The organism is Mucilaginibacter sp. (assembly GCF_039925265.1).
Taxonomy (GTDB): domain Bacteria; phylum Bacteroidota; class Bacteroidia; order Sphingobacteriales; family Sphingobacteriaceae; genus Mucilaginibacter.
Map to the genome: position 1 here is coordinate 100,825 of NZ_JBDSZG010000016.1, position 19,980 is coordinate 120,804.

Annotated in this window: 18 protein-coding genes and 1 tRNA gene; 7 read left to right on the forward strand and 12 right to left on the reverse strand. The window is 45.4% G+C overall.

Translation table 11 applies throughout. The features are described 5' to 3' along the window. The first annotated feature begins 10 nt into the window (after positions 1–10). The 3 genes from ABIX36_RS08390 to ABIX36_RS08400 all read left to right on the forward strand — a co-directional run bounded on the left by ABIX36_RS08390 (position 11) and on the right by ABIX36_RS08400 (position 3,080). Positions 11–2,416 carry an outer membrane beta-barrel family protein gene (locus ABIX36_RS08390; protein ID WP_348081716.1) on the forward strand — a complete coding sequence of 802 codons (2,406 nt, stop codon included), beginning with the start codon at positions 11–13 and terminating at the stop codon, positions 2,414–2,416. A 124-nt stretch (positions 2,417–2,540) separates the two neighbouring features. Further along, positions 2,541–2,612, forward strand: a tRNA-Arg gene (locus ABIX36_RS08395). A gap of 117 nt (positions 2,613–2,729) precedes the next feature. Further along, positions 2,730–3,080 (forward strand): hypothetical protein, encoded by a 351-nt coding sequence (locus tag ABIX36_RS08400; protein WP_348081717.1) that lies wholly within the window; start codon positions 2,730–2,732, stop codon positions 3,078–3,080. 11 nt (positions 3,081–3,091) lie between these two features. Here the strand turns inward: ABIX36_RS08400 and ABIX36_RS08405 are convergent, their stop codons facing one another. The 5 genes from ABIX36_RS08405 to ABIX36_RS08425 all read right to left on the reverse strand — a co-directional run bounded on the left by ABIX36_RS08405 (position 3,092) and on the right by ABIX36_RS08425 (position 7,679). Next, the gene (locus ABIX36_RS08405; RefSeq protein WP_348081718.1) at positions 3,092–3,283 is read right to left on the reverse strand and encodes a hypothetical protein; all 192 of its coding nucleotides are present in this window, start codon (positions 3,281–3,283) and stop codon (positions 3,092–3,094) included. Positions 3,284–3,372: 89 nt separating this feature from the next. Then, the gene (locus ABIX36_RS08410) at positions 3,373–3,822 is read right to left on the reverse strand and encodes a KTSC domain-containing protein (protein ID WP_348081719.1); all 450 of its coding nucleotides are present in this window, start codon (positions 3,820–3,822) and stop codon (positions 3,373–3,375) included. A gap of 158 nt (positions 3,823–3,980) precedes the next feature. Beyond that, the gene (locus tag ABIX36_RS08415) at positions 3,981–5,069 is read right to left on the reverse strand and encodes a hypothetical protein (RefSeq protein ID WP_348081720.1); all 1,089 of its coding nucleotides are present in this window, start codon (positions 5,067–5,069) and stop codon (positions 3,981–3,983) included. Between the two features lie 5 nt (positions 5,070–5,074). Beyond that, the gene (locus tag ABIX36_RS08420) at positions 5,075–5,929 is read right to left on the reverse strand and encodes a methyltransferase domain-containing protein (protein WP_348081721.1); all 855 of its coding nucleotides are present in this window, start codon (positions 5,927–5,929) and stop codon (positions 5,075–5,077) included. After that, positions 5,922–7,679, reverse strand: a complete 1,758-nt coding sequence (locus ABIX36_RS08425; RefSeq protein ID WP_348081722.1) for an FAD-binding protein — start codon at positions 7,677–7,679, stop codon at positions 5,922–5,924. Before ABIX36_RS08425 ends, ABIX36_RS08420 begins: the two co-directional genes overlap by 8 nt. Positions 7,680–7,828: 149 nt before the next feature. Between ABIX36_RS08425 and ABIX36_RS08430 the strand changes: the two genes are divergently transcribed. From ABIX36_RS08430 to ABIX36_RS08445, 4 genes are all read left to right on the forward strand, one after another. Next, entirely contained in the window at positions 7,829–8,359 is a 531-nt protein-coding gene (locus tag ABIX36_RS08430) for an OmpA family protein (protein ID WP_348081723.1), read from the forward strand. A 938-nt stretch (positions 8,360–9,297) separates the two neighbouring features. Then, the gene (locus ABIX36_RS08435) at positions 9,298–10,554 is read left to right on the forward strand and encodes a glycoside hydrolase family 5 protein (protein ID WP_348081724.1); all 1,257 of its coding nucleotides are present in this window, start codon (positions 9,298–9,300) and stop codon (positions 10,552–10,554) included. An 869-nt stretch (positions 10,555–11,423) separates the two neighbouring features. Continuing rightward, entirely contained in the window at positions 11,424–11,783 is a 360-nt protein-coding gene (locus ABIX36_RS08440; RefSeq protein WP_348081725.1) for a hypothetical protein, read from the forward strand. A 94-nt stretch (positions 11,784–11,877) separates the two neighbouring features. Next, entirely contained in the window at positions 11,878–13,911 is a 2,034-nt protein-coding gene (locus ABIX36_RS08445) for a PAS domain S-box protein (protein ID WP_348081726.1), read from the forward strand. A 128-nt stretch (positions 13,912–14,039) separates the two neighbouring features. Here ABIX36_RS08445 and ABIX36_RS08450 read toward each other — a convergent pair whose 3' ends face one another. The 7 genes from ABIX36_RS08450 to eat all read right to left on the reverse strand — a co-directional run bounded on the left by ABIX36_RS08450 (position 14,040) and on the right by eat (position 19,960). Continuing rightward, complete coding sequence (locus ABIX36_RS08450; RefSeq protein WP_348081727.1) at positions 14,040–14,483, reverse strand: carboxymuconolactone decarboxylase family protein; 444 nt, start codon at positions 14,481–14,483, stop codon at positions 14,040–14,042. Positions 14,484–14,621: 138 nt separating this feature from the next. Next, entirely contained in the window at positions 14,622–15,245 is a 624-nt protein-coding gene (locus ABIX36_RS08455) for a Crp/Fnr family transcriptional regulator (RefSeq protein WP_348081728.1), read from the reverse strand. Further along, entirely contained in the window at positions 15,226–15,621 is a 396-nt protein-coding gene (locus ABIX36_RS08460; protein WP_348081729.1) for a hypothetical protein, read from the reverse strand. The genes ABIX36_RS08455 and ABIX36_RS08460 overlap by 20 nt, the downstream gene beginning before the upstream one ends. A 186-nt stretch (positions 15,622–15,807) precedes the next feature. Next, positions 15,808–16,311: a hypothetical protein gene (locus tag ABIX36_RS08465; RefSeq protein WP_348081730.1), complete on the reverse strand. Its 504-nt coding sequence runs from the start codon at positions 16,309–16,311 to the stop codon at positions 15,808–15,810. 58 nt (positions 16,312–16,369) lie between these two features. Further along, positions 16,370–17,137, reverse strand: coding sequence for an ethanolamine ammonia-lyase subunit EutC (gene eutC / locus ABIX36_RS08470; protein ID WP_348081731.1), 768 nt, complete (start codon positions 17,135–17,137; stop codon positions 16,370–16,372). Beyond that, entirely contained in the window at positions 17,125–18,510 is a 1,386-nt protein-coding gene (locus tag ABIX36_RS08475; protein ID WP_348081732.1) for an ethanolamine ammonia-lyase subunit EutB, read from the reverse strand. The genes eutC and ABIX36_RS08475 overlap by 13 nt, the downstream gene beginning before the upstream one ends. Before the next feature lie 103 nt (positions 18,511–18,613). Beyond that, a complete protein-coding gene (gene eat, locus ABIX36_RS08480) occupies positions 18,614–19,960 on the reverse strand; it encodes an ethanolamine permease (RefSeq protein WP_348081733.1) in 1,347 nt (448 codons plus the stop codon). Positions 19,961–19,980: the final 20 nt, after the last annotated feature.

The following is a 19,980-nucleotide window of genomic DNA, read 5'->3' on the forward strand; positions in this document are numbered from 1 at the left end:
AACTGTTTGCATGGCTTTGCTATGCCTTTTTGGGTTACGGGTTTACAGCCAGCCAAACAACGCACATAGTTTTTCGCTCATCGTATCTATAGAAAAAGCACAACCTGCCGAGGCTGCCACAGTAAAGCTGCTAAAAGCACATACCGTAATTCAAACCACCATTACCAACCTAAAAGGCGTTGCCAGCTTCAACAATATCAAAACCGGCGATTATACCTTTTTGGTGACCTATACCGGTTACAAGCCTCAAACTACACATGTTTACCATTTCCCGGGCAGTACAAGCCAGGATACCGTTACCCTGCGAGCGGCAAGTACCGGCCTGCAGGAAGTAAACATCACCGCCAAAACGCCGCCCATTACCTACAAACAGGGTAAAGTAATATTGGATGTTAACGCGTCGGTAGCCAATACGGGATCAACGGTGCTGGAAGTATTGGAACGCTCGCCGGGTGTAACAGTAGACAGGAACGGCGGCATAGCTCTCAACGGAAAAGCAGGTGTAACGGTGATGATAGATGATAAACTCACCTACCTCTCGGGCACCGAACTGGCCAACCTGCTCGGCAGCATGAGCTCTACCCAGGTATCGCAAATAGAACTGATAGCCAACCCAACCGCCAAATACGATGCCAGCGGCAACGCGGGTATCATCAATATCAAAACAAAAAAGAATACGGTAAGAGGCTTTAACGGCTCGCTCACTACATCTTTTGGGCAGGGCGTTTACGCAAAGAACAACAACAGCGTTACCTTAAACTACCGCGTTGGTAAATTCAATACCTTCCTGAATTACAGCATGAACTATAATGAGAATTTCTTCAGCATATATGCCCTGCGGAAATATTACGATAGCAATAAACAGCTAACCGCTATGCTCGATCAATTCTCCTACCTGCCAAGCAGCGCTTTAAACAATACCATAAAAACCGGGGTTGACTATTACCTGAGCGATAAAACCACCCTTGGCCTGGTACTTACCGGCACTACGGTTAGGCGCAATAGCAGCAACCGCGCCAATGCCGATTGGCAAAGCCCGCAGGGCGTGCTCGATTCGGCCATTTATACCACCAACAGCAGCAAAAACCGCTTTAAAAATGCCGGCATCAATCTAAATTTAAGGCATAAAATATCTGCATCGCAGGATTTGGCCGTTGATGCCGATTACCTGCATTACGACATCCGTGCAAACCAGGATTTTAAGAACGAATTAAGTGGCAACAATGGTTATGAGGAGATCTCTCGCGGCAATATCCCCACTACCATCAGCATCGGCTCGGCCAAGGCAGATTATACCATAAAGATTAATAAAACCGATGTGCTGCAATTTGGCGGCAAAGCATCGTTTAGCAACACTGATAACCTGGCCGCTTACCAAAACCTCGTAGGCCCAAACTGGGTAGATGACAACATTAAAAACAACCACTTTATTTATAAAGAGAAGATAAACGCGCTGTACTCTTCGTACGATACCAGGCTTGGCAAGGTAAGCGGTCAGTTTGGGTTACGGTACGAGCATACGGGTTACGACGCCAGCCAATTGGGGAATGCTATCCAGAAAGACTCTTCGTTCTCGCGCGCTTACGGGCAGTTTTTCCCGAGCGGGTATTTAAGTTTGCAGGCAGATACCGCTAACAGCTTTACCTTCACGGCCAGCCGCAGGATAGATCGTCCGCCTTTTCAAAACCTTAACCCGTTTTACCTCATCATTAACAAGTACACTTATAGTACGGGTAACCCCTTCCTGTTGCCGCAATTCAGCTGGAACTTTGAAGTGAGTCACCAATACAAAAACCTGCTGCGTACGGCAGTATCATACAACCGTATTAAAAACTATTTCTCACAGATCTTTGTGGCCGACCCAAGTAACGACGCTATCCTGCTTTACACCCAAGGCAATGTGGGCAGCACCTATAATGTAGGCGCATCGCTTACCCTAACCACCTCGCCGGTAAGCTGGTGGAGCTTAACCACACAGGCACAGTACAACCATAAACAGCTAAAAGGCTTCAACGGCAACACCTATACTACCGAGATAGATCAGTTGAACCTGAACGCCAATAACCAGTTCAGCATTGGCAAAAAATATACGGCAGAGCTATCGGGCTTTTATACTACCCGTGCCCGTAATGATGTGGCCGAATTGCTTTACCCAACCGGGCAGGTATCTGTAGGTGTCTCCCGGCCGGTATTTGGTAAAAAAGGCACCTTAAAATTCAGCGCCCGCGATGTATTTTACACCAACGCCATGGAAGGTTTTACCACTTTCCCCAATGCTACCGAGTATTTTTTACTGCGGAGAGACAGCCGGGTTTACAGCATATCGTTCACTTATCGCTTTGGGAAGCAATATAAAACCGTAAAACGCACCGGCGGCAGCGCAGGCGACGAGATAGACAGGGTTGGGAACGGGTAAACGAATTTTAAGAATTGATAGAATTTTGATAGTTAACGGAATACACTCTGTCCATTCGTTAATTCCATAAAATTCGAGTTCAGACATTCAGGATGCAGAATTATCCTATATTTGCGCAGATTTTGTTTCCGTAGTTCAATGGATAGAATTATGGCCTCCGAAGCCGTCGATATGAGTTCGAATCTCATCGGAAACACAAAAACGCCTTGCTGAAAATTCAGCAGGGCGTTTTGCTTTAATATTGGGTCGATTTAAAATCTGCGGAAACTTTTATAGCTGCCGTTTGTACTTGTAGGTATAAAAACGCTTAGTTATGGATAACGCAACCGTGAACCACCTCAACATCCCATCATTAGGTATTACAACCGATAATGGCCAAACCCTTAATGTATATTTTGAGCCGATGAACGCAACACTGGCCGATTGCGAAAATTGCCCGGTGTATGCCATTTACCGCGCTAAGGATAAAAACGACAGCATTTTTAACCACCTCAGCATTCCCGGTGAAATTGGCGACAACATCCCAGGGCTGGATAACATCAACCAAAAAGATTACCTCGGCGAAATTAACTTCACCGCAAACGGGGAATGGGAATACGATGGCGAAAAACTATCTGCGGCAGAGCAACAGCAAGTGGCGGAACATATACAAGCGCAGCTATAATATTATCGGGCCTATAAATTATCAGTGACTTTTTTTGTCGCGGGCGATTGATTTAAACTTTTCCTGAAACCGAAAATAACGGCCATTATAAGCCCAAAGTTAAAGGCCACGCTAAAATTCAACATGCCTAACCCTATAGATGCGCCAATGATGAAGCCAACAAAGGCTCCCTTGTAAGAAAAGTTTTTTGCAAGAAATATCATGGCTACATTGGTTAAGGTTAAATGGTGTGTTAAATTTAGCTTTAAAAATAACACCAACCAAACCTTAGCAATGTAACATACAGCGCTAATTAAGCGCTTGCCACCAACCTGCTTACGCTGCGGTAAACATAGTTATTGAAAATGTGCCTGCGGGCAAATCTTCCCGGCGAATCGGCGTTGATAAGCTTTACATAAACCGCTTTAGGTACATCAAAGTACTCATATTCGCTGCCATCCAAAAAGCTCACCTTAAGCACCTGGGATTTGTATTCAAAATCGGCTATGTTAGATGATGACGTAGTAAGGGTGTAATCGGCAATAGTTTGGTTACGGGTTTCAGGCGCAATGCTTACCAAAAAGTGGTACGCTTCTATAATGGTTTTGCTTTTTTCTTCCGCAGCTTCCTTTTCCTCAGCACTATGCTGAAATTTATCAGGGTGCCAGGTTTTCATCATACCACGGTAAATGGTTTTTAATTCCTGCAGTTCCGCAGCCTCGTTAACGCCCAAAAGCTTCCTGTAATCTACTATTTTTTTCATGCTTGTTTTTATTCGTATGCTTATTAACGTTGAAAATGAAGCAGATATAGCTAATCACCATCGCAGAAAATACGCCGCAAAGGTACGGTTTTTAAATTTGCTGTGCAATGGTTCGCGGGATATTGTATTAAGGATAGAGTAGCTGTTTAAAAAAGAATTTAGTAATCGTAAACGTGCTCTATAGTGGCCTTTTTGCCCAGTAATTCCCGCAAAACCGGGCTTAAGTTTTTAACCGTGGTAACAATGGCTATACGGTTTAAACCTGGCTTGGTAACTATAGGCTGCGTAAATATCACTTTGAGATCTTTAGCCGGGGCCATCGGTTTTGTGCTTAGTACAGTAAGCATAATAGCGCCGTTGTTACCTGCAATTTCCTTAAAATTTACACCCAGCAGGGCCAGCTTGCAAACCGCCGGGTTAAAATCGGCATAGCGGGGCAAATTCATCATCACCGAGTCGCTACTGAGCTGTATCAGATCTTTTACCTCGGGATACTCAGTCATTTTTGCCGGGAAGCCGTCGGTTATTACAGCGGTATTAAGCAGCGCCTCGTCGTAGGCGGACTTGGTGCCCTGCTTTATTAGCCAGCCGTATCCACTCTTTACCAAAAGTTCAGTAGTGAGGTAATACTTACGCTCCATCTTTCGTAAAAAATGCGGACCGAAAAAATCAGTTGTGCTCCAAAGATCGCTCAATTGGGCGTTAAAGTTGTAATCGTACCAGGGCGTAGCTTCAATAAAGTTAACGTAGCTACGCATGTAGCGGGCGTTAAACTTATCTTCTTCGGTCATATGCGTATTATCGGTAACGCGGCCAATGGTTGTTTCGTAAAACGACTTAATGCCATATTCCACCGTGGTGCTCACGCCTATCACCATAATCATAATATGATAGCCAGTGTTGAATTTATAATTGCCCTTTATTTGATCGTACACCACTCCGTAACCATTCCACAACTGATCGATGTGATTAGTATACGGAAACGAGGTTGATGTATGCTGCTCAAAATAATCAGCCTGCTCTTTCGGGCTAAAAACCAAAAACCATTCGGGATAGGTTAAAAAAGTTTGGTCGGTGGGGCGTACATCTTTTTGCGGGGTGGCGGGGTGAGGGTTTATTGTTAGCCACGTCTTATCCATAACAAGCCCCTTGCCCGCAGCAATGGTGTCGGGTTTCTTGTTTTTTAAGGCGAAAACAATGCCGGCTAATACCACAGCAATTAAAGTCAATATCCGCAGCCTGGCCATATTTATTATTTAATAAAATGCATTAAAGTATTGTCCGATGGATCCTTGTCCTGCAGCACCCGCGCTCCGCTATCCTTAAACCCGGCTTTGGCAATAATAGCCGCCCATTCGTCGGCCGACTTAAAGTTTTTGAAATCCTTGGCCTCAAACTCATAGCTTTCATTTAAACCAGCATTAAACACCGTGTGCACCAATGATACAAAGGTTGCCATTTGCGGTGTTTTCACATCATGATCGTGGATAATGAAAGACCCACCCGGGCGCAGGATGCGGAATATAGATTGTACAAAACCGTCCAGCCTGTCAACCGGGCAATGATGCAGGCCAATATAGCAGGTAACCAGCGCTATACTTTCATCAGCAATATCGTGCTTGCTTACCGGCTGGTAATCTTTAATATTAATGAAGGTACCGAGTTTACTTAGTTGCCCGCGTTCCATAATATCGCCGGGAGAGTTTGTTGGAGCAATATCGTTAAGCAGACAAATAGGGCCGGTAACTTTTACCTGCTTCCGCAACTGGCTGATATATCTGCCGGTAGAACCGATCTCTACATAACCGTCAATTTGGTCTTTACCGCCTAAAAGCCCAAGGGTTTGGCGGGCTATTTCCTTTTTTTGTTTTTTAAGGGCCGGCAGCGCATAGGTTAATTCCGAAAGAAAGGGCTTTATCCCGGGCAACTTGCTCTGCACCGATTTGTAAATCGCCTCATCGGTATTGTTGGCTGCTGTTTCTTCTTTTATCAGCTGATGAAATTTATCCTCGGGATAAAGGTGGAATATCACCTGCAAAAATCGGTAAAAATCATCGCTCCATTTGGTATTGTTAAATACAGCTTTAAATTCTGATGCCTCAGCCATTGGTTTGTTGGTTTAATGGTTTATAATATGTGTCCCAAAGCGTATTCCTGAATTTGTTACCCGGATCAAGCTTTGCTTTCAATTGAAATAATTTATGCGCATTGGGGTATGCTTTAAAAAACTGTTCTGCAGTTGGGTGTATTTGGTAGGGCAGGTAATATGCTCCGTTTACGGCAATCACCGCGTCGGCAAGTTCCCGTGTCCAAACGGCAACGGCATGTTTGGCCGCAGCATCCGTACGTTGCTTGTAATACACCACAAAAGCAAATACTTCTTCGCGTGCCCATGCCATGTAGGTGCCGGGGTCGGCTCTGGCGTGCCGCATGGAAACATTCAGCACATTCACATTATATCGGATAAAGATCTCCGCCATAGTAGCCTCAAATTCTTCAAAGCGCTGCACGGGTACAAAATACTCCAGCAAAACGTAGGTGCTGTCGGTACGCGAGCGCGGTTCCAGCTCGGCAACATCATAACCGGCCTCGTAATTGCGCCAGTGTATTTTCTTCCCTCTAAAAAGCAGCGGATCTATCAGGTATTCCCTGCGCCATTTACCCAATGGTGTTTCCGTGAACGACCATAAAAAATAGCGTTCCAAAGGATATGATTCCTTCAATGGCATCAACCGGGTTTTTACCGTTGGTTTTTCGTCCGTTTCTACCCAGGTTACTGCCCTTAATTTTTTGTATTGGGGCGGATAAATATCTCCGTTATGGAACACAGCCTTCCCATTATCGCGAATGTTTTTAAAGAAGAAGTCTTTATACTCCGCAACGTCCATCTTCTTATCAATGCGTTTTATGGCCACGTTATCCGCAAGTTCCAGTTCGGCTTGTGTAATTATACCTATCGCATTATATCCACCTATCGCGCCAAAAAACACTTCCGGGTTTTCCTGCAGACTGGCGTGCACCAGCGAGCCATCTGCCAGCATTACGTCTATCGAACGGATCGATAATACCACCGGCCCCAAACCCATATAGCGGCCATGCGCGTTTACGCTTAGCGCACCGCCCACTGTAAAATTGGCATAGGTTTGCATAATTTTCACGCTCAGATCGTGCTCATCAATATATTGCTGAATATCACACCAGCGGATCCCGGTTTGTACTTTTATCAGCTTAGCTTCCTTATCAAACTCCAGCACTTTGTTCAACCCGCGGATATCCACATGAATGCTGTTGGGGCTTGCCGTTTGCCCACCCATGCTAAAGCGCCCACCGCCCACAGAAATGCTGCCGGTCGTATTTTTTACAATTGTACAAAGCTCCTCAACAGATACAGGGCGAACAATGCCCGATACCAGCACCGGGTTTAACCGGGTTACATCGTCGATAATACGTTCATCGGTTTTAAGGTGTGGAATATCGCGGCCTGCGTCGTTCTTCAAATAATCCGCAGCCGCACCCGGCACCGAGCCATAACGGTTGCCTGCGTAATTGCCTTTCTTAAACCCGAGGCACCAGATAAGCCACAAGGGCCCAATTACGGGTATAACAACCGTTAGCAGCCAATACCCCGATCGGTTCTGGTCGTGCAACCGTTTCATGGATGTGGCTACAACTATCCAAAACAAAAATGGGTATAAGATCCACGTTGAACCGTAGCCTATAGTAAAGGCAAGTAAATTAAACAGCACGTAAAATGTACACCAGTAAAACAGGGCAGCAAGCCAGTAAACGCCTTTGGAAAGGCGGCCGTTAAAAGTAAATAGCAGGTAGGTAACCGGTAGTTTTTGTTGTAATCGCATTTATTATAAGCCTAAGCTAATATATAATTTTGTTTGAATTACTGTGTGTTAGCACCGTTTTTTTACCATACTTTCTGTTGAAACAAAAAGCAAATTACAATATGCATCCATAGCAAACGTTTTATATTTTTACGAAAACCCTTATTCATATGAAATTATTAAGATCAAGTATCCTTGCGGCTGCTATTTTATCAGCAGTTGTTTTATTCCCGGCCTGTAAAGCCAAAAAAGCCGTGGTTGCCCAGGCACCTGCTCCTGTAGCCGAGCCCGCGAAACCTGCACCGGTAGAAACACCAAAACCAGCCCCACCTGTGGCTGAAACACCTGCACCGGCTCCTACCCCACCGAATTATAACTTCAGCAATATTCAGTTTGAATTTAACTCAGGGATCTTAAAAACAGATTCGTACCCTGCGCTGGATAAAGCGGTTGCAGAAATGAAGAAGGACCTTTCGGTTAAGTTTATACTGAACGGAAACTCATCTGCCGAAGGTACCGATGCGCATAATATGGAGCTTTCTGTTGAACGCGCTACCGCCGTTAAACTGTATTTAACAAACAGCGGCATCAGCAGCGATAATTTAACCGTAAAAGGCTGGGGCGAAAGCAAACCTATTGCCGATAACAAAACCGAAGAAGGCCGTGTATTGAACCGCCGCGTAGAAATTAAAAAGCAATAAAGCCTACCCAGAACCAGATTGGAGCCTGTTTGCCAAAAGCAGGCTCGCACATTAGTTTAACAGCTCCGCAATGTACACATTGTGGAGCTGTTATTCTTTCTGATAAAAATACGCACCTTTAATATTCCCTTTAAAAATAGAATTAGAAAGATCTATCGATAGATCTTTAATTTGATCAAAAGATCGTTTTGATTAAAAACCAAACCGCCTGTTTGGCCAACTCTTCCAATTTGCGAATAAAAGAGGTTGGGGATATCACCATTACTCCCGGGATCGAGGTGGTGTTTCGAGCCTTTTCATACTATATCCCGTCCCCATCGCCGTTAAATATATCATGAAACTGGCCGGGGTGTAACATTTGAACTATACTTAGAAACATTTGACCCCTTCCAAGAGGTGGTTCTGTCTTAATTTTACTGTTGAATTCAGATGAAGGCGATGGGTGGTGAACCGGTATTATTGCCGGTAAAACTCCTCATTTTGCAGGAAAGATCTGATAGTGTTTCATTAAGCATTATCAAAACACTGCCCAATACAGCCTTTTTTCTGACTCCAGTTTTCCGCTGCAAGCTAACCAGTTTATATAAACAATTAACAAAAACGCACACCATCTTAACATCTGACGAGCGTTTGATGCTAACGTTAAACGAGCTTTTATCATCTAAAGCCACTTTTTTCGTACTGATGAATAGCGTGCTATAGTGGCCATAAGAACAATCGCCACTAAAGCTTAAAAACCAATTATAAACGCTCAGCTCTGTAATTTTTTGAGGTAAGGGGATGATGAGAAGCCGAACCAGGAATGGTTCCGTTTATATAAGCACCCGGCACCTGGATTTGGTACCGATCTCTTATGAGTGATCAAATTATTAAATACATGCATAAAATTAAAACCTTTGAAATAAACCAAATAATTATATACCTAAAAAAACAATGTTATGAAAAACGTTAAGCTAACGATCTTGCTTTTTGCAGCGCTATGCGCTGCAAGTTCCTGCACAAAAAAAGAAGCGGATCTACCCGCGGCAGAAGTATCACAGAGCAGCAAAGAGTCAAATCAAACTCTTGCTGCAAAAAGAGGGACGTACCCAAGTTATAATATCAGTCCCTTACCTCCCGATGCTTCGGGAATGCCCAGTAACGCTGTTCAGCTTGCCGCAAGTATGAAGCTTGGATGGAATCTTGGAAATACCCTTGAAGCGATAGGAAGCGAAACGGCCTGGGGTAATCCTGTGACCACACAGGCGCTAATTGATAAGGTTAAGCAAAGTGGTTTCAATGCGGTGCGAATTCCCTGTTCATGGGATCAGTATGCTAATGCCTCCACAGCCCAAATACAAGCTCAGTGGCTCGATCATGTAAAACAAGTTGTACAATATTGTATTAATGATGGCCTGTATGTTATTCTCAATGTTCATTGGGATGGTGGATGGCTCGACGGCCATATCAATACACAGGATCAGGCTTCAGTGAATGCAAAACAAAAAGCATTCTGGGAACAAATAGCCACCAAGATGCGGGGCTTTGATGAACATTTAATGTTTGCGAGTGCTAATGAGCCACCTGTGAGCAATGCAACAGAAATGAGTATCCTGCTTTCCTATCATCAAACTTTTGTCAATGCCGTTCGATCAACCGGAGGACGCAACAGCTACAGGGTTTTGGTGGTTCAGGGGCCGTCAACAGACATTGATAATACAACAACGCTTATGAACACACTCCCTTCAGATCCCACAGCCAGTCGCATGATGGTCGAGGTCCATTACTATGGTCCGTATCAATTTTGCGGATTGACTACAGATGCTACCTGGGGATCAATGTTTTATTATTGGGGAAGTGGATATCATTCAACAACTGATCCGTCGCGAAACGCCACATGGGGTGAAGAAAGTTACGTGATCGATGAGTTTCAAAAAATGAAAACCAAGTTTATAAACAATGGCATTCCGGTAGTATTGGGCGAATATGGAGCCATTCGTCGTACTACGCTTACCGGCAATGCACTTACACTTCATCTGGCTTCAAGGGCATACTGGGATAAATATATTACGCAGCAGGCAAAAGCGAATGGCCTGCTTCCTTTTTATTGGGATGAAGGGTCACTTGGAAATAACGGCTTCGGAATTATGAACAGGCCAGCCAATACAGTAGGAGATCAACAGGCATTGGATGCGCTGATACTTGGTGCTCAATAGTAATAACCGGGCTTCGATCAACATGCGGTTTGCGCCGGTTCGGGAGTCTTTCCGCCCACTGGGAGAGATGCCGAAGGCATAGAGAATATACAACTATGCTAATTCACCTCAGCTTAGAGGCTGTATCATAAATTATGAGCAGCCTCTTTTATGATTTAATAATTTGGGGGGCTTCGGATAATTTTGTGTTGATCGTCTGATCTTAGAAACTGTTAAATTTAACACTGCGCATTCTTCCACGCCAATTTTCTTGCCTTTTCCCGTAGCATGGTATTGATCTCATCAAATAGCCACTGCCACCCTGTTTTTAGCAAATAAAATAGAGCATTCATATCGGTTTGGTGCTGTTAAATATTTTCTATTATTTGCCACTGGGCGTCGCTTAATCTCAGCACGTCATTCACCATGGAGTTCGGCTTATCGGCACTGTTTAATAACGCGCCCGCAAATGAGGACTTCGACAAAAATAAAAGGCCTGTTGCGGCAATAGCGCCGCTGCCAATAATCCTGCGCCTGCTTAGATGATGCTTTTCGATAAAATTTAACTTGTTTGGGTAATAATGTTGGTTAAACCAAAGTTATTAATTTAATGATACGGGCAAAGCTTGTATTAAATGCGTTACAATGACACATTGAAGACGGTGATTAGTGAGTGGAGAATAGAGAGTGGTTTTTAATGCAGATCCGGGGAAGTGTTAGGCGATAATTACCCAATTTGCTAACCTCCTGTGATGAAAAGTTAAAGGCGTCTGCGCATCTAAGATTAAAAAACCGAACACCCAAATACCTATAAAAAATTGATTACCTGTTTAATTGCCTAAACTAAATAGCTACGCACCATTTAATTATTATACCTTTACGGCTTACGCATGGAAGAAAGAAAATATTTAACAACCTGGAAGCGGTACATTCCGGTTATCCGTCTGCATCTTAAAAAGAGCCTTAACGAAGAACAAAGCTTCAAATTAAATATAACCGATTTTGAATCGGCGGGCGACCGCGGCAAATCTGGCTATACCTTTAATTTAAGTATGGAAAACGGTAAGGTGATCAACAACATCAGCGGATCGGCCGTAGCGCGCGACCTTTATGAGGCCCTTAAAGCAGATGAAGCCATCAAAGCTTTTCTGCAAGACAGGAGCATCAAAATATCCGTAGGAAAATCTTTCCTGCTGACCATAAAAACCACCCACGTTTCGAGCTATAAAACAGAAACACCCCAGGAATAAGGGTTGTTAGCTGCGGGTAATAACACATATTCAAAATTGTTTTAAAAAGATAATAAATTTAAAAACAACTTATTGGAGTAAGTGTTTTACTGCTATGTCTGAAATTTCTCCAGCCGGTAAAGTAATTACTTTGCCGGGCAATGTTGCACCCGCAGGTGATAATTCATTTGCTGCCGGTGTATTAGAAAATTTGCCGGTTGCCGTTTACAATTGCGATGCTAATGGTTTTATTACCTTTTATAACCACGCGGCTGTTAAACTTTGGGGGCGTACCCCGCAAATTGGGAAAGACCTTTGGTGCGGATCGTGGAAAATATACAATCCGGATGGCAGCCCTATGCCGCTTGATAATTGTCCCATGGCCAAAACACTTACTACCGGCATTGCGGTGGAGGGAGAAGAAATATTAGTTGAGCGCCCCGATGGAAGCACCAGGTATGTGCTCCCCCACCCGGTTCCGATCTACGCCGGTGAAAAACTCATTGGCGCTACCAACACTCTTATTGATATTACCGAACACAAAGCCGACGAAACCAGACAGGCCGTGCTTGCAGCAATAATTGAGTCGTCAGACGATGCTATTGTCAGCAAGACGCTTGATGGCATTATCACCAGCTGGAACAGGGGTGCAGAAAGGTTATTCGGTTATAATGAAGCAGAGGTAATTGGCAAACACATCAGCATCCTGATCCCGCACGATCGCTTACAGGAAGAGGCGGTTATCATCGAAAAAGTGCGCAACAGCGAAAAGGTGGACCATTTTGAAACCATCCGCCTGAACAGTAAAGGTGCTGAGATCCCTATTTCACTTACTGTTTCGCCTATCAAAAACAAAAAAGGCTTAATTATAGGCGGTTCTAAGATCGCGAGGGACATCAGCAAGCAAAAGCAGGCCGAAACAGATTTGCAACGCTATGCCGACAACCTGGAGACCCTAAACTCGGTTGGCCGTTTAATATCAGCAGAACTGGATATCCAAAACATCCTGCAAAAAGTTACCGATGCAACAACTCAGCTTACGGGCGCTGCATTTGGCGCGTTTTTTCATAACCTGACAGATGAAAAAGGCGAATCGTACATGCTATATACCTTATCGGGTGCACCAAGGGAAGCGTTTGAAAAGTTTGGAATGCCACGTAATACCCAAATCTTTCATCAAACCTTTAGCGGAGCTGGCATTGTTAGGGTAGACGATATTACAAAGGACCCGCGTTACGGTCACAACCACCCACATAAAGGGATGCCCGAAGGGCACTTGCCGGTGGTGAGCTACCTGGCCGTACCGGTAATGTCCAAATCGGGCGCGGTATTGGGAGGCTTATTTTTTGGCCATCCACAGCCCGGAAAATTCACAATTGAGCACGAAAAACTGATCAGCGCGGTGGCTACGCATGCCTCGGTTGCGCTTGATAACGCAAAACTGTATGAAGAGATAACGCTGCTCAACTCCAAAAAAGATGATTTTATTGGTATGGCCAGCCACGAATTAAAGACCCCCGTTACCAGCATACAGGGATACCTGCAAATAGTTGAACGGAGCTTAGCTAACGACGACAAGAACAAATTATTTGTTACCAAGGCCCGCAACCAGGTGGGTAAACTGGCCGCCCTTATTGCCGACTTGCTTGATGTATCTAAAATACAAACCGGTAAGCTCCCGTTTTCATACAGCAAGTTTAACGCAGAAGCATTGATAGCCGAAGTAGTAGAAATGATGCGGAATAGCCAGCATACGCACCAGATACGGTTGGAACAAGAGCTGAGCACCCTCGTAATAAATGCCGATCAACAGCGCTTAGAGCAGGTTATTATCAACCTCGTATCAAACGCTATTAAGTATTCGCCAGACGCGAAGGAAATTATTGTAAGGGCTGACGCCACTTCAACATCGCTACATGTATCGGTGCAGGATTTTGGCATTGGCATTGATAAAAGCCAGCAGGAACGCGTTTTCACCAGGTTTTACCGCGTGGAAAATCTGGCAGCACATATGTCGGGACTCGGCATAGGCCTGTACATTAGTCACGAAATAGTGAACCGCCACAATGGGAAAATATGGTTGGAAAGCAGCCCCGGTGCGGGTTCTACCTTCCATTTCCAGATCCCGATAAATCATCAAACGGCTTAAGAGCGCGTCATTTTTCCCCGATAATTAGGCAAGCACCGCTCTAAACAAAAAAAGAGACGCGAAGTATCGCGCCTCTACGGGGGGAATGCTATAATAAAACCGCAATGTTTTACGCCTCCCTCGATGTATTATTTCTGCAACTCGGGCATTAGTTCGGTGGTGATCCCTATCCGGTTCCAGGCGTTGATAGTAATGATAGCCATTATCACTTGTGCCAAATAGGTCTCGTCAAACAGCCCTGCAACACGGTTATACGTTTCGTTTGAAACATGATTCGCGGCTATCAGCGTAACTTCTTCGGTAAGGGCAAGGATGGCCTGTTCCTGCTCATCAAAAAAATTGGTATCGCGCCAGGCGTTTAGGGCGTAAATACGCTGCTCGGTTTCGCCTGCCTTGCGGGCATCGCGGGTGTGCATATCTATGCAATAGGCACAGCCGTTTATTTGCGACGCGCGGATCTTGATCAGGTCTTTATGCTTGTGAGAAACGCCTGTACTTTCAACGTATTTTTCTAATGCATACATGGCGCGATATGCGGCGGGTTCGGCGGTGTTTAATTTCAATCTGCTCATTGTCTTATTGTTTTTGTTAAGACAAAGTTGCGCATTAGAAAGGCCTGGAAAAATGAACTGAGTTTAAGAAAATGAATGAACACGAATTGAACGAATGGGGTGAATTACACGAATGGTAATATACTCCCAAATCTCCAATCACAAATCCTTAACCTCTTTCTTCGCCCTTAACCTGCTCAAAAACTGCGGCGTAAAGCCCAGGTACGATGCCAGCATATACTGCGGCACACGCTGCACAAACCCGGGGAAAAGTTTGGTAAAAAAACGATACCGCTCCTCATCGTTTTGGTTGAATATATACCCCACCCGGCGCTGTGCCGCTATAAACGATTTTTGCATCATAATGCGGAAATAGCCTTCCAAAGCGGGTATCATTTTAAACAACTCCACGCGGTCGCGCTCGTGCAAAAGCAGCACCTCCGTTTCTTCGATGGCTTGGATGTAGGTGGTAGCGGGGCTCTTGTTCAGCAGGCTGTCCTGATCGGCTATCCACCAGCTTTCCAGCGCAAACTGGACAATCTGTTCGTTCAGCTTTTTATTTACGATGTACTGCCTCAAAAGCCCTTTCAGCACAAAATAATTACCGGGGCAATGGTTGCCTGGCTCCAGTATCATCGCCTTCTTTTTAAATTTTTTCAACTCCATTCTGCCGCAAAACAGCTCTTCCTCTGCCGGGGTTAGCGTTACGTAGCGTTTAATATGGGCAAGCAATTCGGGATACATGGTGAACGAAGATACAAGATTAAGGCAGTTTATAGCCAAACCTGTACATCACCTTTTTGCCTGTTTGTACTTTCTCATCCACCACCACACCATCAATAGTTTGTACGGTAGTTAACTGGCTCGCCGGGTTGGTTTGCGGCAATTTTACATCTATCTTCAGCATTACCTCTTGTCCGGATGGCAGATCAACCACTTTTTCCCATTTGCCGGTCGCGCCTTTTACGGTTTGCATGGTATTGCCTTTATCGGTATAACTTATTTCGGCGGTGGTGCCAGCCGGGATTTCAGCTGAGTATTTTACGAGGTAAACTTCTTTTTTGGGGATCTTTAACAATCCCTTGTTCATGTCATAAACGGTATAGTTGCAGCCTGCCATCAAAAAAGCAAGCACACACAGGTAGATGGTGTTTTTCATACCAACTAAGATAAGCGCTCATCCCCTGCCATCAAAACTTATCGCAAAACATTACACCATGGATGGTGCCACGCCGAAAGCTTTTCTAAAGCGGTACGCAGCGGCCATAAAACAAATGTCGGGATAATTTAAGGGCAGCGTTTTGGCAGGAAGTTCAACTTTACTTTGGCATGAAGCTCAATTATTTTATTGCAGATACTCGTCGCGCCGATTAAAGGTTTGTTTTTCGGCGAATGTAAGTTCCAGTGTTTCTTCAATATTACCTTTTGTGGGCCTGATGTAGATAAAGTACCCTATCAGCACCACCGATATGAGCAGGAAAAAGAGTGAGCCGGTGAGAAAAAAGGCCACGATACCAAATAAGGAAGGCCCTTCAAGCAGGGCTAAACGTATGATCAGTGCGGTTTGGTACATCACCAATTTCCCCTTTAAAGTACTATCCGGCCTTATGCCGCCGCTCAATACTTTTTTATATAAAAACCCGCTGAGTATAAAGCATGTGATAGCAAGCGCGGGCACAGCATACACCAGGGGATCGCGCGTATCGCGGACGTTGATGATGATTCGCTTGTTTAACGACAGAACCACAATACCAAAAAGCACCTGTCCGGCAGCTAATGCCAGGTGTATGATAGTAATTGTGCGTAGATAGGTAGCAGGTGTTTGGGGCAAATTATTAGTAGAGGGCATGATAAGGTTATTGAAGCTGTAATATACAAATTTTATTCCCCATAGGATAGATACAAAGCTATTTATCCGAAAGCAGTCCCTCATTATCTTTTAAAGCTACGCCGGATATTTTCCTGGTTAATGCTTCCTGGATCAGGTAAAATAATTTATCCGCTGCAACGGTAACGGGTAGCCCTTCGGGGCGGATGTTAGAAATGCAATTACGGGAGTCATCCCGCAGGCCCGGTTTTGGGGCATAAGTAAGGTAAGCGCCCATGCTGTCAGCAGCACTAAGCCCGGGGCGTTCGCCTATGAGTATCACCGATAAGCTTGCTCCTAATTCGGCGGCTATACCATCGCCAATGGCTACCCGGCCCTGTTCTACCAGGCAAAGCGGCGCCAGTTTTACTTTGGCAGCGATGAGTTTGGGGATAAGCAGTTTTAACAGTTCGACAGCATTTTGATTGATGGCGGTTGCCGAAAGCCCGTCGGCCAGGATCAGCACTATGCCCTTGTTCTCTATCTGGTCGGCAAGGCGGTTTACGGATAACTCATCCAGCAGGCGACCCAGATCCGGCCGCTGCAGGTATTGCTCGCGGCTGCTTGCCTGGCTGTGCAAGTGCAGTACGGGTAGGTTAAACTGCATCAGCTCGTCTGCCAGAAATTCGCTATCCATCACCGAGTATACCGCGTCGCGCGCATGGGCATGCGCCAGTTTAAATGCCAACGATTGCCCCGTAGGGATACTGGTGCCTGTAGCTCCAATGGCTATTCGCGCCTGCGTAAACTCTTTTAAAAAGCTTAAAGGTTCGCCGGGACTTGGTTTATGCTTTATTATTTTAGCCACAGCGAATTGGTTTTGTTTAACAACGCTTCGGGGCCACCCTTTGCCGGATTGCCGTTCTCATCCATTATTCCCTGCCGCAGCAACCAGGCTTCAAACTCCGGCGCAGGCTTTAAACCCAACACCTTCCGCAGGTACAAAGCATCATGGAAGGAAGTGGACTGGTAATTCAGCATAATATCATCCGACCCCGGGATCCCCATAATAAAATTACAACCGGCCACACCTAAAAGGGTGAGCAGGTTATCCATATCGTCCTGGTCGGCCTCGGCGTGGTTGGTGTAGCAAATATCTACACCCATGGGCAAGCCAAGCAATTTGCCACAGAAATGATCTTCTAAAGCGGCCCGGGTAATCTGTTTGCCATCGTACAAATATTCGGGACCGATGAACCCTACCACCGAGTTTACCAGCAGTGGATTGAACTTCTTAGCCACCGCGTATGCCCTTGCCTCGCAGGTTTGCTGGTCTACCCCATAATGCGCGTTGGCCGATAAACAGCTGCCTTGCCCGGTTTCAAAATACATTACATTATTGCCCACCGAACCACGGTTAAGGGATAAAGTTGCCTGGTGAGCCTCTTCCAATAAAGCTAAACTGATGCCAAAACTTGTGTTGGCTTTTTGGGTACCGGCAATCGACTGGAAGCAGAGGTCGATAGGTGCGCTTTTGTTAACCAGTTCTAATGTGGTGGTGATATGGCTGAGCACACAGGATTGTGTGGGGATATCAAACTGCTGCCTTAGCTGATCTATCAGCATCACAATTTTCAGCACAGCTGCAGGGCTATCCGTTGCCGGGTTAATACCGATACAGGCATCGCCACTGCCATAAAGCAGGCCTTCAATCAAACTCGCGGCAATACCGCGCGGGTCGTCGGTTGGGTGATTGGGCTGCAGGCGGGTGGCAAAACGCCCCTTTAAGCCTATGGTATTACGGAATTTGGTAACCACCTCGCATTTTTTTGCTACCGCGATGAGGTCCTGGTTACGCATAATTTTGGATACCGCGGCGGCCATTTCGGGCGTTAAAGCATTTTCGATACTCTTAAGAATAAGGGTATCCGTTTCATCTAACAACAGCCAATCGCGCAGGCTACCAACAGTGAAGGAACTAATGAGTTTAAATGCTTCGGTATCGTGGGTATCTATGATGAGCCGGGTTACCTCATCCTCCTCGTAGGGGATAACCGCTTCGTTTAAAAAATCTGTCAGCAAAACATCCGCTAAGGTTATCTGCGCGGCAACTCGTTCTTCGTAACTCCCGGCACTTAACCCCGCCAACACATCACCCGTACGGTGCGGCGAGGCCTTCGCAAGCAGTTCCCGCAAGCTGTCAAACCTGTAAACTTTGCCGAGGATGGTGTGCTTGTACATTTTTAATGAGTGAGGGACTGAATTAGTGAATGAGTGATTTTTTCAGTAACAACTTTTGATTTTGATGACGGCAAACCGCGTACTGCCAACTGTAAACTGCCAACTAAATAACAATTGCCTGCGGTGCATTCAGCATTTCATCATCCATAATTTTGGTTTTGTGTTTGCCCATCAGCATAAAAATGCCGAGGGAAATGGCCAGGCCGGCATAAAATATCAGGCTCACCCAAAAATTGTAATACATAATGGCCAGCAGGCACACCGCCGATATCACCAGCGCTATTGCCGGGAAAACCGGGTAAAGTACAGCAGCAAAAGGGCGCTCCAAATTTGGTTCCTTTTTGCGGAGCCTGAACAAACTGATCATGCTCATCATATACATTACCACCGCCCCCATTACCGATAGGATGAGGATCTGGCTGGTGGTGCCAGTAAACAGCGCGATGAAGCTAATAACCCCGCCAACGATGATTGCCCAATGGGGTGTTTTAAATTTAGTGTTCACTTTTGCCAATCCTTTTGGCAAATAGCCGCTGCGCGCCATGGCAAATACCTGCCGCGATGAGGCCAGGATGGTGCCATGTATAGATGCTATCAACCCAAACAAACCAATACTGGCGAATAGCTGCGTTAGTCCGCTGCCTTTACCTAAAACTACGCTAATAGCCTCCGGCAAGGGGTAATCCAGTTTGCTGAGTTTGCGCCAGTCGGTAACGCCGCCGGTTAATATCATCACTCCCAAAGCCAAAAACACAAGAGTGGCCAATGCATAAATATAGCCGCGGGGGATGTTTCGTTTCGGGTCTTTTACTTCTTCGGCAACCATGGCTACCCCCTCTATCGCCAAATAAAACCAAACCGCAAAAGGCAGCGCTGCAAAAACGCCGCTCCAGCCAAAAGGCATGGGGTTACTTAAAAAATTATCCATTTTAAAATGCGGGCCAACCACGCCCATAAAAAGCAAGAGCTCGCCTACGGCTAAAATGGTGATGAAAACCGAGAACGTGGCTGACTCCTTCACCCCCGAGATATTCAACAGAATAAACACTACATTAAAAGTAAGCGCCGAAGGCAATACCCCAATGGCAGGGTGTAAAAAATGGACGTAGCTGCCCAAAGAAAATGCGATGGCTGGTGTAGCAAACAGGAAATCTATTAATGTAGCGTATCCGGCTATTAAACCGCCTATGGGGCCGATAGCGCGGTAAGCATAAGCAAATGCACCGCCCGCGTGGGGTATAGAAGTGGTAAGTTCGGTATAGCTAAAAATAAAGGTGATGTACATTAAGGTTACAATGAGCGTGGCTATCAGGAAACCAATAGTGCCGGATACTTCCCAACCCAAATTCCACCCGAAATACTCTCCGCTGATAACCAAACCCACGGCGATCGCCCATAAATGCACGGGTTTTAACACCCTTTTTAGTTGTGTCGAATCGATGTTTTCCACGGCGATAAGTTAATGTGCCT

Coding starts and splice junctions, on each gene's coding strand:
- ABIX36_RS08390 (WP_348081716.1), top strand. CDS start 11: ATGGCTTTGCTATGCCTTTTTGGGTTACGGGTTTACAGCCAGCCAAAC.
- ABIX36_RS08400 (WP_348081717.1), top strand. CDS start 2,730: ATGGATAACGCAACCGTGAACCACCTCAACATCCCATCATTAGGTATT.
- ABIX36_RS08405 (WP_348081718.1), bottom strand. CDS start 3,283: ATGATATTTCTTGCAAAAAACTTTTCTTACAAGGGAGCCTTTGTTGGC.
- ABIX36_RS08410 (WP_348081719.1), bottom strand. CDS start 3,822: ATGAAAAAAATAGTAGATTACAGGAAGCTTTTGGGCGTTAACGAGGCT.
- ABIX36_RS08415 (WP_348081720.1), bottom strand. CDS start 5,069: ATGGCCAGGCTGCGGATATTGACTTTAATTGCTGTGGTATTAGCCGGC.
- ABIX36_RS08420 (WP_348081721.1), bottom strand. CDS start 5,929: ATGGCTGAGGCATCAGAATTTAAAGCTGTATTTAACAATACCAAATGG.
- ABIX36_RS08425 (WP_348081722.1), bottom strand. CDS start 7,679: ATGCGATTACAACAAAAACTACCGGTTACCTACCTGCTATTTACTTTT.
- ABIX36_RS08430 (WP_348081723.1), top strand. CDS start 7,829: ATGAAATTATTAAGATCAAGTATCCTTGCGGCTGCTATTTTATCAGCA.
- ABIX36_RS08435 (WP_348081724.1), top strand. CDS start 9,298: ATGAAAAACGTTAAGCTAACGATCTTGCTTTTTGCAGCGCTATGCGCT.
- ABIX36_RS08440 (WP_348081725.1), top strand. CDS start 11,424: ATGGAAGAAAGAAAATATTTAACAACCTGGAAGCGGTACATTCCGGTT.
- ABIX36_RS08445 (WP_348081726.1), top strand. CDS start 11,878: ATGTCTGAAATTTCTCCAGCCGGTAAAGTAATTACTTTGCCGGGCAAT.
- ABIX36_RS08450 (WP_348081727.1), bottom strand. CDS start 14,483: ATGAGCAGATTGAAATTAAACACCGCCGAACCCGCCGCATATCGCGCC.
- ABIX36_RS08460 (WP_348081729.1), bottom strand. CDS start 15,621: ATGAAAAACACCATCTACCTGTGTGTGCTTGCTTTTTTGATGGCAGGC.
- ABIX36_RS08465 (WP_348081730.1), bottom strand. CDS start 16,311: ATGCCCTCTACTAATAATTTGCCCCAAACACCTGCTACCTATCTACGC.
- ABIX36_RS08475 (WP_348081732.1), bottom strand. CDS start 18,510: ATGTACAAGCACACCATCCTCGGCAAAGTTTACAGGTTTGACAGCTTG.